This window comes from Streptomyces sp. Root1310 (assembly GCF_001426425.1).
GTDB lineage: Bacteria > Actinomycetota > Actinomycetes > Streptomycetales > Streptomycetaceae > Streptomyces.
In genome coordinates this window covers 626,300-640,096 of record NZ_LMEQ01000030.1, presented here as the reverse complement: position 1 = coordinate 640,096, position 13,797 = coordinate 626,300, and the positions used below count along the sequence as shown (strand labels likewise).

The 13,797-nt window shown below is 68.9% G+C and carries 10 protein-coding genes; 6 read left to right on the top strand and 4 right to left on the bottom strand.

Features of this window, described 5'->3' with window-relative positions; all coding sequences use genetic code 11:
- Positions 1–986 precede the first annotated feature (986 nt).
- Together ASD48_RS30060 and ASD48_RS30055 are read left to right on the top strand one after the other, a co-directional pair.
- A complete protein-coding gene (locus tag ASD48_RS30060; RefSeq protein WP_079074081.1) occupies positions 987–1,472 on the top strand; it encodes a sortase in 486 nt (161 codons plus the stop codon).
- 128 nt (positions 1,473–1,600) lie between these two features.
- Entirely contained in the window at positions 1,601–2,275 is a 675-nt protein-coding gene (locus ASD48_RS30055) for a class F sortase (protein WP_107104433.1), read from the top strand.
- A 392-nt stretch (positions 2,276–2,667) separates the two neighbouring features.
- Here the strand turns inward: ASD48_RS30055 and ASD48_RS30045 are convergent, their stop codons facing one another.
- The gene (locus ASD48_RS30045; protein WP_242432769.1) at positions 2,668–3,786 is read right to left on the bottom strand and encodes a PP2C family protein-serine/threonine phosphatase; all 1,119 of its coding nucleotides are present in this window, start codon (positions 3,784–3,786) and stop codon (positions 2,668–2,670) included.
- A 161-nt stretch (positions 3,787–3,947) separates the two neighbouring features.
- On the opposite strand from ASD48_RS30045, the gene ASD48_RS30040 reads away from it, so the two are divergent.
- On the top strand, positions 3,948–5,318 hold the full coding sequence (locus tag ASD48_RS30040; RefSeq protein WP_057604894.1) for a pyridoxal-dependent decarboxylase: 1,371 nt from the start codon (positions 3,948–3,950) through the stop codon (positions 5,316–5,318).
- 566 nt (positions 5,319–5,884) lie between these two features.
- Here the strand turns inward: ASD48_RS30040 and ASD48_RS30035 are convergent.
- Positions 5,885–6,877, bottom strand: coding sequence for a LacI family DNA-binding transcriptional regulator (locus ASD48_RS30035; protein WP_057604893.1), 993 nt, complete (start codon positions 6,875–6,877; stop codon positions 5,885–5,887).
- Positions 6,878–7,248: 371 nt separating this feature from the next.
- Between ASD48_RS30035 and ASD48_RS30030 the strand changes: the two genes are divergently transcribed.
- The 3 genes from ASD48_RS30030 to ASD48_RS30020 all read left to right on the top strand — a co-directional run bounded on the left by ASD48_RS30030 (position 7,249) and on the right by ASD48_RS30020 (position 11,008).
- Positions 7,249–8,925, top strand: coding sequence for a discoidin domain-containing protein (locus ASD48_RS30030; RefSeq protein WP_057605056.1), 1,677 nt, complete (start codon positions 7,249–7,251; stop codon positions 8,923–8,925).
- Between the two features lie 146 nt (positions 8,926–9,071).
- Positions 9,072–10,442, top strand: coding sequence for a DUF1996 domain-containing protein (locus ASD48_RS30025; RefSeq protein ID WP_057604892.1), 1,371 nt, complete (start codon positions 9,072–9,074; stop codon positions 10,440–10,442).
- 20 nt (positions 10,443–10,462) lie between these two features.
- On the top strand, positions 10,463–11,008 hold the full coding sequence (locus ASD48_RS30020; protein ID WP_157880733.1) for a DUF305 domain-containing protein: 546 nt from the start codon (positions 10,463–10,465) through the stop codon (positions 11,006–11,008).
- Between the two features lie 451 nt (positions 11,009–11,459).
- On the opposite strand, the gene ASD48_RS30015 is transcribed toward ASD48_RS30020, so the two are convergent.
- Positions 11,460–12,929: a HAMP domain-containing sensor histidine kinase gene (locus ASD48_RS30015; protein ID WP_057604890.1), complete on the bottom strand. Its 1,470-nt coding sequence runs from the start codon at positions 12,927–12,929 to the stop codon at positions 11,460–11,462.
- Positions 12,916–13,596 (bottom strand): response regulator transcription factor, encoded by a 681-nt coding sequence (locus ASD48_RS30010; protein ID WP_057604889.1) that lies wholly within the window; start codon positions 13,594–13,596, stop codon positions 12,916–12,918. The genes ASD48_RS30015 and ASD48_RS30010 overlap by 14 nt, the downstream gene beginning before the upstream one ends.
- Positions 13,597–13,797 lie beyond the last annotated feature (201 nt).

Genomic DNA, 13,797 nt, shown 5'->3' with positions numbered 1-13,797 from the left:
ACGGCGCCGTGGCCCAGCACGGTCTGCCTGACCAGCACTCAGGTCCGACCTGGCGGTAACAAGTCGCATGCCTGGGTGCGTAGTTGGCAGACCGCAGGTGGGTAGCTGGCAGACCGCGAGCCCGTCTCGAGATTGCGTCTTCGATCAGTCAATGCGGCGGCGGCCGGGGCGGAATGCGCCGACCGCGTAACGCGCAGTGTCAGCGGCTTTCCCCCTCGGTCCCTGGTGGCCACCTTTGCGCCCACTTCTCGCGGGCGACTCATCAGCCCGGTCTTCGGCGCCGTCACCGGCCTTACGGCGCAGCCGTCACCGACTCAACGAGCCGGCCGAGCGGCACCCGCGCACCACAGGTGTGCGCGAGCTCCGCGCCGCCGTGGCGATGACCGGCTGACAGCCGCGACCCATGACCGTCCGCACGTTGTCTGGGCCACCGGGCGCGGGCCCGGCGTCTACGCGCCCACCTGCCACCTTCGACGGCATGATCTCCCACACCATGGCGGTCGTCAGCTCGTCGGCGTACCGCGGTCCCGCCGGTTCGACGTCGCTGGTCAAACTATGTCCCTCTGGTCTGAGGTTGGTACTCGGAAGCCGTCGCCCCAACCGGAGGTGACGTCGTATGCGCGCTGGAGTGCGTGCCTGCCCTGGTCGCCGTCGGCGTAGGCCCATACGACCTCCGACCACCGGGCCGCCGCCATGCGGCGGCGGCACGAGAACCGCTTCCTCGAGGACCCGGACCGCTACCGGGCGGGCCTGGACCGGCCTGTCACTAGCCTGTTTGCCGACCTGTGGCGAATCCCCCACCACTCCGGCTCCTACTTCTCTGACCTGTGTGAATGCCCGTTCTCAGGCAATCGATTCGCCTGTCCGGGCGAGACATGTGCCGATCCGTCATGTTGCGGAGGTGACACAGCGTCGGTTGCCTCAGCAGTGATGCACAATCCAGGCATCACGCAACAGAACGGACAATGCTCCGCTGGAGGGTTCTTGTGGGCAGTACACGTGTTGGCTTCAGTATCGGCCTGCTGGCCGGTTTCCTAGCTCTTCAGATTCCAGTCGCCGCTGCCGCCGGTGACTCAAGTCTCGACATTCGCCCGCAGCGGACCTCCCACGGCTCCACGGTCACCGTCAGCACCACCGCATGCGGTGCGGACGTGACCTACGGCAAGGGCGTGTCCGAGGTGGCAGGCGCGTTCCACCTGTTCGAAGGCGAGAGCAAGGGCGTGCTCACCGGCGAGTTCACCGTGCCGGAAGGATCTTCGCCCGGTACCGACACCGTAACCGTCAAATGCCCGCCGCGGACCATGATCACGGACTCGTACCAGCTCCCGACACGCCAGCCTGACGGTGCCGTCGAGGCCGGTTTCGGAGACACGGGGAGCGAAGTCCCGCAGCTCGCTCTGGGCGCGGCGCTGGTCGCCGCAGCCGCTGCCGGGGGGCTGGTGAGGATGCGCCGCCGCGCGAACCGAAACTGACTGCCTCTGCCCCACCGGCTCCCCCGGCTGGCTCCACCCGGCCGGCTCCCGAGGCCTCCCTGGTCCCGGAAGCCGCCGGGAACCGGTCGCCTCCCCTCTCCCCCGCTGCAGGCAGAGAACCCACCGCGATGGCCTCCAGGCGTACCACCGACCTGTCCTCATCCCCGTTCATCCCTTCGGCCAGGTCTTTGGCCTGGACGCTCGTGGCGGGGACCGTGCTGTTGGTCGGCGCGGTGCACGACGAGCAGCCACCACAGCCTTCCGCCGGCCAGGCACTCTCTCCGCTGCCAGGTGCCTCGGTCCACCGCACCGCCGCCCCAGCCGGCCCCGCCGTGTCCCCGCTCCCGCCCGCGGAACCGCTCTGGCTCCGGATCCCCGCCATCAACGTGAACGCCCCAGTCACCAAGCTGCACCTCGACTCATCGGGGGCGCTCGAGCCCCCGCCCGCCGACGACCCCAACCGCGCCGGCTGGTACAGCGAGGGCACGGCACCGGGATCTGCCGGGACAGCCGTCACCGCGGGCCACGTGGACCTGCCCACCGGCAACGCGGGCGTCTTCTACGAGCTCGGCGCCCTGACCAAGGGCAACACCATCGAGATCGACCGGGCGGACCGGCGCACAGCCGTATTCACCGTCGACGCACTCGAGGTCTACGACAAGGAACGCTTCCCGAGCAAGAAGGTGTACGGCATCTCCGAGCGCGCCGAACTACGGGTGATCACCTGCGGCGGGGGCTACGCCAAGCAGACCGGATACCAGGGCAACCTCGTGGTCTACGCGACACTCACCGCGGTCCGATGATGAACGCCATCGGGCGGCACTTGCGGTCGGCGGCGAGGGGGACCTTGCTCGCCCCTCGGGAGCGCCAACCCCCTCTCACCCCTCACCGGCGGCTGAGCATTCCCCCTGAGCGTGAGGAGGGCCGGCCGGTCATCGGCATAGCTTGCGGCGTGCCGAGGGCGGGCTTTGGCCGCACCTGTTGCAGGGGCCAGGCCGAGGCTGGCGTACGCAATACCCTCGCATTCGCGATCGCCGAGTTCGCGGCAGCTGACCAGGTACTCCTTGTGGGCATCGAGCGCTTCTTCGAAGCGCCGCACCTCCCGCAGGGCTAGGGCGGCGGCTCTTCAGCGCGATGCCTTCGCCGTAGCGGTCGCCGAGCTCGCGTGCAATGGCGAGGGCCCAGGCAATGCGGCTTACGTGTGGCCGACGCGTTCGATGGCGACGAGGGCGGCGTCGTCGCCGAGGTTTTGGTCCGTGTGGACAAGGAGATCGCTGCACAGGTAGCGGAGAAGGTCATCCGGCCCCTGCCCTGACCAGGCAGTGAGCCGTTCGGCCAGCGGATAGAAGTCGCCCTTGCTGTTGCGGGCTTCGATGACCCCGTCCGTGTAGAGCAGGATGATGTCTCCGTCGGCCACGGTGAAGTTCTGAACGGTGAACGGGCTCGCCATATGCCCGGTCAGCCCCAGTGGTGGGGCAGGCTGGCGAACTTGCATTTCGTGGACTTTGCCGCGGGTCCACAGCAGTGGCGGCGGGTGACCGCAGTTGATCATGGAGACGGCTGTGGCGTGGTGGGGGATGTCCAGTACGGCCGCGGTGGTGAAGGCTTCCAGATCCTCCATGTCATCGGTCCAGTCACCCGGTGTGTCGAGGTCCGAGGAGACGGCGTCCTCGAGGAAGGCCATCAGAGCGGGCAGCTCGGGCTGCCGGTGCGCTGCGGCGCGGAAAGCGCCCAGGAGCCGGGCGGCATCTCCGATCGCCTCCAGCCCCTTGCCGCGCACATCGCCGATGAGGACACGGGTGCCGTGCCTGGTGCGGGCCGTGGCATACAGGTCCCCGCCGATCTGTGCCTCGGCTTCCGCGGCCAGGTAGACGGAAGCCAGACGCAGAGGACCCACCCGGCGCGGAAGGGGCCGCAGTACGACCTCCTGCGTCGCCTGCGCCACCGACCGAAGCTGGATCAGCTGCCGCTCATGACGCTCGCGCCGGAAGGCGAAGAGAGTCGCCAGGACGGAGATCAAGGCCAGGGCGAGAATCTGGAGGGTGTGGTTGAGGTCCGTGAGGCTGGTACGTGTGACGGCGACCGTGGCCTGAGCGAGGACGGCGATCGCGCCGACCAGGGCCGTCAGGCGCGGGCCGGCGAACGACGCCGTGATCGCTGGCGCCGCCACCAGCAAGGGGCCGAGGTGGACGTCGGGAGGTGCGAGGACGTCCACAGCGGTGACTACTGCGATCAAGACGAGAGGCAGGGCAAGCCGACGGCTCGACGCATTCCACGACCCGATCACATGTCCCGGTTGTCGGCTGGAGTCCACACCTCCTGCATACACCCCGCTACTCACGTGGCCGCGGGACAGCCTCGCGTGCCACGCCACCTTGACCCGCCCGGCGGGCGGGCGACGCCTTCCACAGCACGGTGCCCCGGCTGGCTGGGTACGGCTTGCACAGCGGCGGGGGCTGTTTCATAGTCCGGAGTATGGACGCGCGCGAAATGGCGCTCCGACAGGCGTACGGCCACGCCGTCCGCTGGCTGGCGAGCCTCTCCGAACGCCCGATTCCGGCTCGCGCATCGGTCGAGGAGATCATGCGCGCGCTCGGCCCCGACCTGCCTGACGGCCCCAGCGCCCCCGCGGACGTCGTCGACCTACTGGCCACGGCCTGCGAACCCGGACTCACCGCGTTTCCCAGCGGCCGCTTCTACGGCTTCGTGGTCGGCGGCGCCGAACCAGCCGCCCTCGCCTCGGACTGGCTGACCAGTGCCTGGGACCAGAACTGCGTCATGCGCGCCGTCTCACCCGCGTACGCGGCGGCGGAAGAGATCGCCAGCGCGTGGCTGCTCCAACTGCTCGGCCTGCCAGGCGACAGCGCGGTCGGCTTCACCACTGGCGCCACGATGGCCAATTTCACCTGCCTCGCCGCCGCACGCGACGCCGTGACGCGGCGCGCCGGATGGAATGTCGCCCGCGACGGGCTCACCAAAGGACCGGCTGTGCGCGTCGTCACCGGCCAGGACCGCCACATGGCCATCGACCTGGCGCTGCGCTACCTGGGTCTCGGTCAACCCGACCTCGTCGCAGCGGACGCGCAAGGGCGCATCGAACCCGATGCCCTGCGGCGGACGCTCGTAGCCCGTGGACCGGCCTGTCCGACGATCGTGATCCTTCAGGCCGGCGATATCCATTCCGGTGCCTTCGACCCCTTCGTCGAGACTATTCGCGCCGCCCGCGAAGCAGACGCGTGGATCCACATCGACGGCGCCTTCGGGCTGTGGGCCGCCGCCTCCACCAGCCACACACACTTGACGGCGGGCTGCGCGGCGGCCGACTCCTGGGCGACGGACGCCCACAAGACTCTCAATGTCCCCTATGACTGCGGCCTCGCCGTCGTACGCGATCCCGCCGCGCTCCAGGCAGCGATGGCCCTGCACAGCGACTACCTCATCCACGACCATCAGGGCGACCCCACCGACAAGGTTCCCGAACTCTCGCGCCGGGGCCGAGCCTTCACTGTGTGGGCCGCCCTGCGCTCCCTCGGCCGATCAGGCGTCGCCGACCTGGTCGATCGGCTGTGCCGCCACGCCTCTTCCTTCTCCGAGGGCATCGCCCGGATCGACGGCGCCACAGTCCTCAACGATGTCGTCTTCACCCAGGTCTGCGCCGCGTTCGGCGACGACGAACGCACCGACCGGGTCCTCGCTCGGCTGCTCGATGACGGCACAGCGTGGATCAGCGGCTCCACCTGGCACGGCCGACGTGTCATGCGCATCTCGGTGAGCAATTGGTCGACGACCGAATCCGATGTGACCCGCACACTCGATGCGATCCGCCGCGCTGCCCGTACGCACTGACCTCCCCCGCCCCACCCCCCTCGCAGCCGCACCGACCTGGTACTCCAGGTGCTTCGTCGATGAGCTGGTCGATGCGCCAGATGCCGGCCAGGGACTTGATCTGCTGCCGTCGCTCCGCGAGCAGACTTCCAGCCATGGCAGGTAGCCGTCCTGCGTGAAGGCCAAGACTCGCGGGGTACTCATCGGACTCGGTGACGAGTTGCGCTTCCGCCGCCACGACGGTGCCTGGTCCCGTGGGCGCGGGCTGGACGTCGTCGGGGTCGAGTTCAAAGTGGGCGGTACCGCAGCCGCATGTGCAGCGCGATCGCACGCTGAGGTGCGGGACCTGCCGTCGGAGCGCGGCATGAACCGGGCTGTCCTTGTTCAGGACTGCCGCGAGCACGCCTGCGACGTCGGCAGGCAGGCTCTCGGTCATCCCGTCACAGTCTCCGACCAGGAACTCTTGACTCGGACGGTGCCTGGCCCGCGCCCACCCCCGTTCGTCTGACCAACGCTCAGGCACCCTGCGTCGTTCGGCCGTACAGGCCGCCGCTACGACCGACCAGCCATGCCGCTTCAACTGCGGATCAGGTCGACTCGCGGACCACGAGCTCGTTCGGCATGATCACCGGGTCTGTGGAACCCCCTTCGATGAGGCGAAGGAGCAGGTGGACCGCGGCGGTTGCCTGATCGGCCATCGGGCTGCGCACCGAGGTGAGTGCGGGACTGGTGTAGGACGCGGCCTCGATGTCGTCGAAACCGACGACGGCCACGTCGTCCGGGACGCGTCGTCCCGCTTGGTGCAGGGTGCGCAGAGCTCCGATCGCCATCAGGTCGTTGGAGGCGAACACGGCGTCGAGGTGGGGATCGTCCTCCAGGAGCTGGCGCATCGCTTCGGCGCCGGAGGCTCTGGTGAAGTCGCCCAGCGCCACGATGGAGCGACGGCCGGTGTCGCGCAGTGTCCGACGGTAGCCGTCGAGACGTTCGCGCGCCTCGTGGAGGTCGAGCGGTCCGGTGATGGTGGCGATCCGGCGTCGACCCCGCTCCAGAAGATGACCCACGGCGAGGGTCGCTCCCCCGGCGTTGTCCAGAGCCACGTACGGCACGTCCTGCGCTGACGTGCGGTTGAAGGAGACAACCGGCAAACCCTGCCTGGCCAGCGCGGCCGGCAAGGGATCCGTGCCGTGCAGGGCTACAAGCATCACACCGTCCACCTGCCCGCCGGCGACGTACTGTTCCACCCTGGTCCGGCTCTCGTCCGATTCCGCGAGCATCAGCACCAACCGCTTTCCCGCCGCCTCGAGTTCTCTGCTGACGGCACGGACCACGGAGGAGAACAGGGGGTCGTCGGAGACGACCCCCTGGGGCGGGTCGCAGACGACCACCGCAAGGGTGTCCGTGCGGCGGGTGACGAGGTTACGGGCGGCCCCGTTGGGCACGTAGCCCAGTTCGGTCACGGCTCGCATGACGACATCCCGGATCTGCGGGGCCACCGTCGTCTCGCCGTTGATGACACGGGACACGCTCGATTTGGAGACACCTGCCCGGGCCGCGACCACTTCGAGGGTAGGCCGTTTCATCCCCGCCCCTCCCTCTTTCCGCCACCCGGGACGGGCCTCAGGGAGCGATTTCTCATCAGGGCGACCTCCGGCTGCGCGTCAGGGCGATGCATGCAGCGTAACCGCAGGCCGGGCGGCGTGGTCGCGCTCCTGACGCGCGCTCTCCTTCGCGCTGCCGGCCAGAGCCGTTCGGCCCGTCCCGTCGATCTTGAGAAAACGCTCCCTCGGCGTTACGTCCTCGCTTCGGCGTTGTTTTTTGAAGGTGAACAAGCCTATTGACACCCTTCAACAGTCCCCCCATTCTCCTTCGAGGGAGCGCTCCCTCACCCTCACCCCCACCTGAGGAGTCGCCCGTGCCAACGCTGCCGCGCCGCTTCGCCCTCTTTTTGGCCATGGCGGCCTCACTGCTCGCGTTCATCGCTCTTCCCGCTCCGTCCGCTCAGGCGGCGGAAGTCCTCCTCTCCCAGGGCAAGACCGCCACCGCTTCGAGCACCGAGGGAGTCTTCGGCGCGCGGAACGCCGTCGACGGCGATCCCGGCACCCGGTGGTCCAGCGCCTTCGCCGACCCGCAATGGATCCAGATCGACCTCGGAGCCAGGGCCGACATCAGCCGGGTCTCGCTCACCTGGGAAGCCGCCTACGCCACGTCGTTCAGGATCGAGGTGTCGGACGACGCCCAGGCGTGGACGGTCCTCCATCAGACGGCCACGGGCGTCGGCGGCGCACAGAGCCTGGCCGTCTCCGGCGCGGGCCGCTACGTGCGAATGCACGGCGCCCAGCGCGCCACCCCCTACGGCTACTCGCTCTGGGAATTCCAGGTGTACGGCACCGGCGCTTCCGGCGGGGACACCAGCAAACTGCTGTCCTACGGCAGGACCGGCGCGGCTTCCTCGTCGCAGACCGACCAGAACTGCTGGGAGTGCACTCCGGCCAGGGCTTTCGACCGCGATCCGGCTTCCCGCTGGGCGACGAGCTCCACCACGGGATGGACCGATCCGGGCTGGATCTCCGTCGATCTCGGCGCGACGGCGCAGATCGACAAGGTCGTTCTCCAGTGGGATCCCGCCTACGCCACGTCCTTCCAGATTCAGGTTTCGCCGAACGGAGCCGACTGGACGCCGATCTACTCGACGACGTCCGGCACGGGTTTCAAGCAGACGCTGAACGTCTCCGGCACGGGCCGCTACGTGCGGATGTACGGCACCGAGCGCGCCACCCCCTACGGATACTCGCTGTGGGAATTCCAGGTGTACGGCACCGGGGGCGATCCGGTACCGGCTCCGCCGCTGCCGAGCGACCCCGCGAATCCGCCGCGGCTGGTGTGGAGCGATGAGTTCGACGGCGCCGCCGGCGGCAAGCCCGACCCCTCGAAGTGGAGGGCCGACCCGGGCACGGGGCCGAACAACGAGTTGGAGTACTACACCGACCACCGCAACACCGCGCTGGACGGCTCCGGGCACCTGGTGATGGAAGCACGCAAGGAGGTCACTGCCGGTTCGTCGTGCCCGCGCGACCCGCTGAGCGGCAGCACCACCTGCCAGTACACCTCGGCGCGGATGAACACCGGGGCGACGTTCCAGTTCACCTACGGGCGGGTCGAGGCGCGCATCAAAGTACCCAAGGGCAACGGGCTGTGGCCGGCCTTCTGGATGATGGGCGCCGACTTCCTGACGGGCCGGCCGTGGCCGTACAACGGCGAGGTCGACATCATGGAAGTCCTCGGCAAGGACGTGAAGACCTCCTACTCGACCGTCCACGCCCCCGCGTACAACGGCGGCGGCGGAATCGGCGCACCCTACACGCTGCCCGGGAACGCCGACTTCTCCGACGACTTCCACACCTGGGCCGCCGACTGGAACAGCAAGGGCATCACGTACAGCCTGGACGGCCGGACGGTGTTCTCTCTCGACAAGGACCAGGTGGAGCAGACCCGCGGCCCGTGGATCTTCGATCATCCGCACTACATGATCCTCAACCTGGCGGTCGGCGGGGACTGGCCGGGTCCGCCGGACGCCGGCACATCCTTACCCTCCAAGATGCTCGTCGACTACGTGCGGATCTTTCGGTAGGCGCCCTCCGGGCCCCCGGCGCTCCGTCCCGCCCCCTCGGAGTGCCCGGGGCACCGACCTCGCACACGTCCGAGGCACGTTCCCCAGCAAAGTTCCTGCCCTCCGGGAGCAGCCCTTCCCGGACCCGACGCACGTGAGGAAGTGAGATGCGCAGATATCCCGTCCATCTGTACACCCTGTTAGTGGGCACTCTCGCGGTCGTGCTGGCCGTCGCCCTGAGCCTGACCGTGTCGGCCCAGACTGCGCGGGCCGCCACCGGCACCGTGCAGGCCGAGTCCTACGCGGCCCAGTCCGGCGTCGTGCTGGAGGCCACCGCGGACGCCGGCGGCGGACAGAACGCGGCGTACCTCGCCAACGGCGACTGGATGCGCTTCGACAATGTCGACCTCGGCGCCGCCGGCCGCCTGACGGTCTCGGCCCGGATCGCTTCCGCCGTCGGCTCGGGCACGGTGGAGTTGCGCACGGCGAGCCTGACCGGTCCGCTGCTCGCGGTCGTGCAGACCTCGCCGACCGGCGGATGGCAGAGCTGGGCGACTCGGGCCACCGATGTCACCACCCATCCCACCGGTTCGCAGACCGTGTTCGCCGTGTTGCGAAGCACCGCACCTGAGGACTTCGTCAATATCAACTGGTTCTCCTTCGTCGGTGAAGGGGACGGCCCGGCGCCCGGCTGGATACCCGTCGACCAGAACAAGTGGGATGCCCAGCTGGCACAGTTCCGTGCGATGACGCCGGCCGCGGTGCCCGCCGGCGTGGTCCGGGTCCCGGAGTTCAACGCCACCTGCACCTACAGTCACTCCAAGCCCGATGACCCCATCGTCCTGCCGGGTCTTCCCGGCGCGTCCCACATGCACAGCTTCTTCGGCAACAAGAGCACCGACGCGTTCTCCACCACCGAGTCCCTGCTGGCCAACACACCGACCAGCTGCACTCCCGCCAAGGATCTCTCGGCCTATTGGATCCCCACCCTGTACGAGGGCGACAAGGCCGTCGAACCCGAGGGCATGATCGTCTACTACGGATCCCGGATCGACCAGCCGTCCGCGACCGTCCCCTTCCCGCAGGGCTTCCGCATGATCGCGGGTAACGCGAAGGCGCAGACGCCCACCCCGGCCGGGTCGACCGGCCAGTTCTGGTGCTCCGGTGAAGGCGGCGAGATCGGCCGCAGCGCCGACGGCAACTGGCCGGTCTGCGCCCCGAAGGCCCACCTCACCCACCAACTCGTCTTCCCCGACTGCTGGGACGGCAAGAACCTGGACAGTCCCGACCACAAGTCGCACGTCGCGTACACGTACGACGGCAAGTGCAGCGGCGCCTACCCGGTCGCCATCCCCAACGTCTCCTTCGTCTTCAGCTACCCGACCAGCGGCAGTGCGGCGGGCTTCCGGCTGGCCTCGGGCATGGCGTCGTCCATCCACGGTGACTTCTTCAACGCCTGGGACAACGCGGCTCTCGGGCAGCGCGTGAAGGACTGCATCACCCAGAAGGCCAAGTGCAACTCCGCCGGTACCTTCTGATCCTGCGGTCGGTATGCGCCTTGGCCCTGGCGCTGCCGGCTGTCGGCTGCGCGGTGCAGCCGACAGCCGGCCCGCCGCCGGCAACGGCCTTCAACGCCACCGACACGGCATGGACCCAGCTGATGATCCCCATGGACGAGCGTGCGCAACTCCTGACCGATCTGGCTCCCTCACGCAAGGGAGATCCAGCCGTGGCGGCGCTGGCAGCCGAGACCGCACGGCGGCTGCGTGAGGACCTGGTCCGTCTGCGCGCTCTGCTGAAGCGCTCCGGAGTCTCCGACACCCGCCCCCACGAAGGGCACAACATGCCCGGCATGGTCAGCCTCGACACCCTCGCGAAAGCGGGCACCACGACCGGCACGGCCTTCGACCGGATCCTCACCGAAGCCCTACGCGCCCACCTCACGCAGTCCCGCATGCTCTGCGCGGGCGAGCGCACCCAGGGTCAGGCCGCCGAAGCAAAGCAACTGGCCGCAGCCATCGCGCAGAGCACGGCCGTACAGATCTCCCGACTCGCCAAACTGCGCCCGCCCGAGCCTGCCGTATCCAAGGCACCGCGCTCCTAGCGGTCCTCTTGCGAATCCAGCCCACCCGGTCGGCGGTACGGCTCGCCCGCCGCCCAGGTGGGCGACGACGTCGGCCGGGACGGACGGGTGCCTTCGCTCCGAAGCTTCCGCGCGGCGTCGATGACCTCATTGAGTTGTGTTCATCTTGAACGTGCAGGTCACGGGGGTGGCATGGGTGGGTGAGGTCATGCTCGTGCTGGTCGGCGGCGGTTGTCTGCGGTGAAGATCGTCGGTCAGCGGGCGATCTCGTGCCAGTTGACGACCATCAGCGCGCGGACGAGCCGGGTTGCCCTTGAAAAGGGATTAGTTCTTCAGGTGTGCGAAGGCGTGTTCGCAGACGGCTCGTTCTGCGGCGATCAGCTGGTTGACCTGCTTCTTCGCGGGCGGGAGCTTCTTGGGCGTGGTCATCTGGTGGTCTTCCGGTTCCGAAGGGCTGCCGCGGTGAAGCGCGTCATTCCTCGGCCGGGGTGGAGGCTCGGGGAAGGCGTAGCTGGAAGCATGCTCCGAGGGGCCGGGGGGTGAGGGTGAGGGTGCCTCGGTGACGGTGGGCCAGGTCGCGGGCAATGGCGAGGCCCAGGCCGGTGCCGCCGTGGTCGCGGGAGCGGGCGTCGTCGAGCCGGACGAAGCGTTCGAAGATGCGCTCGGCGTCCTCGGTGGGCACGCCCGGTCCGTCGTCGTGCACCGTGAGGACGACCCAGGCGTCCTGGTTTCGGATGGTGATCTGGATGCGGTGTGCGGCGTGGCGGGCGGCGTTGTCGATGAGGTTGCGCAGCAGTCGTTCGTATTCGTCCGGGTTTCCGCGTGCGTGTGCGGGGGCGGTGCTGTCGCAGGTGAGGGTCAACGGCCGTTCGGTGAGGGGGTATTGCTCGGTCAGCCGGGAGGCGAGGGCTGTCAGGTCGACGGTTTCGGGGCCGGCTATGAGGGTGCGGGTGTCGAGGCGGGCCAGGAGCAGCAGGTCTTCGGCGAGGGCCTGGAGGCGGCGGGTCTGTCGTGCGGCGGTGGTGGCCGCGGCGGGCCAGTCGGTGCGTTCCGGGTAGGCGAGCGCGACTTCCAGGCTGGCCAGCAGTGTGGTGAGGGGGCTGCGTAGTTCGTGGGCGGCGTCCGCGACGAAGCGGCGTTGCTGGGCGGCGGCGTCGTCGAGGCGCTGGAGGGTGCTGTTGATGGTGGTGGCCAGGGCGGTGATCTCGTGTCCCGTGGCGGGGACGGTGACGCGTTCGCGGGGGTCGCTCGCGGTGACCGAGGCGGTGAGGACGCGGATGGCTTCGACCGGCCGCAGCGCGATTCGGACGGCGAAGTAGGCGGCGGCGGCGATCAGTACGAGGCTCACGAGCCCGGCCCGCAGCAGCAGGAGGTCGGTGGTCTCGGTGATTGCCTCGGCTGTGTGCGGGAGCACCACCACATATACCCGCAGGTTGGCGTCGGCGGTGACGCCCAGAGCAGCGGCTTTGTCATCGCCCAGAACATCGGCCGGGATATTGGCCGTGATGACCTGATTGGTCCCGCCGGCCACAGAGGATTTGTCATGGGGGTCGTAGTCGGGGTTCGCAGGCAGGCGAACGGTAGTAATGAGCTCGGCCCTCAAGGCTTTCGGCGGGGCGGGCATCACGTGGTGGGTGCCGGGAGCGAAGTCGTCCATGCCTCCGCCGTAGGCGACAGCGGTGCGCCGACCGGTCGCGACGACCTCGTACGGCACAGTGCTTATGGAGTCAGGAATGACACCCTGTTGCAACTTGTCGCAGAGAGACCAGAGTTGTTCCTTGGCTTGGTCTTCGGCGATCTGCGTGCTCTGGCGGTAGACGTCGCGGTGCAGCCACCAGCCGATGCCGACCAGGATGACGGCGGCGGCCGAGGCAGCGGCCAGGGCCGCGCGGGCCCGTACCGAACGCGGCCACCAACGGCGCCGCGGCTCAGTCGCGTTCACGGTCGTCCACCAGCCGGTAACCGGTACCCCGTACGGTCTGCAGGGACCGTCGGCCGAACGCGGAGTCCACCTTCTTGCGCAGTGCGCTGACGCGTGCCTCCACCAGGTTGGGATCCAGGGCTTCCTCGGGCCACGCGTGATAGAGCAGATCCGATTTGGAGACCGCCTGACCCGCCCGGCGGGCCAGCAGCTCCAGCACGGCGAACTCCCTGGGCGTGAGTTCCACCCGGGCCCCGGCCCGGCGGCAGACCCGGCCGGCGACATCCAACGAGAGGTCGCCCACAGCAAGGACGGGCGGGGCGACCGTGGCGGCCCGTCTGACCAGCGCTCGCAGCCGTGCGACGAGCACCACGTAGGAGAAGGGTTTGGCCAGGTAGTCGTCGGCCCCCGTGTCCAGGGCCTCTGCCTGATCCCACTCCCCGTCCTTGGCGGTGAGTACCAGGATGGGGGTCGCGTTGCCCTCCCGGCGCAACTGGGCGCAGACCTTGTAGCCGTTGAGTCCGGGCAGCATCAAGTCCAGTACGACAAGGGCGTATTCGCCGGTCCGGGCCATCCACGGTCCCTGCCGGCCGTCATGGGCGAGGTCGACGCTGTAGCCCTCGGCGGTCAGACCGGTGTGCAGGGTGTGGGCAAGGTCCACCTCGTCTTCGACCACCAGGATGCGCATGCGGTGCAGCCTCGCACAGCGCCGGCCCGCCTTCCTGATCGGCTGGTCAGGTTGGGTCAGCCTCCGGTCAACGAGGTCCGGGCACGCTGGCGGAGTGTCTTCGCCACTACTGAAAGGCCCTGTCGCCGATGTCCGTTGATGAACGTGCCCCCGTCGCGGCCCAGACGGTTTCCCCTCCTGTGCCCGCCCGTCGACAAACAC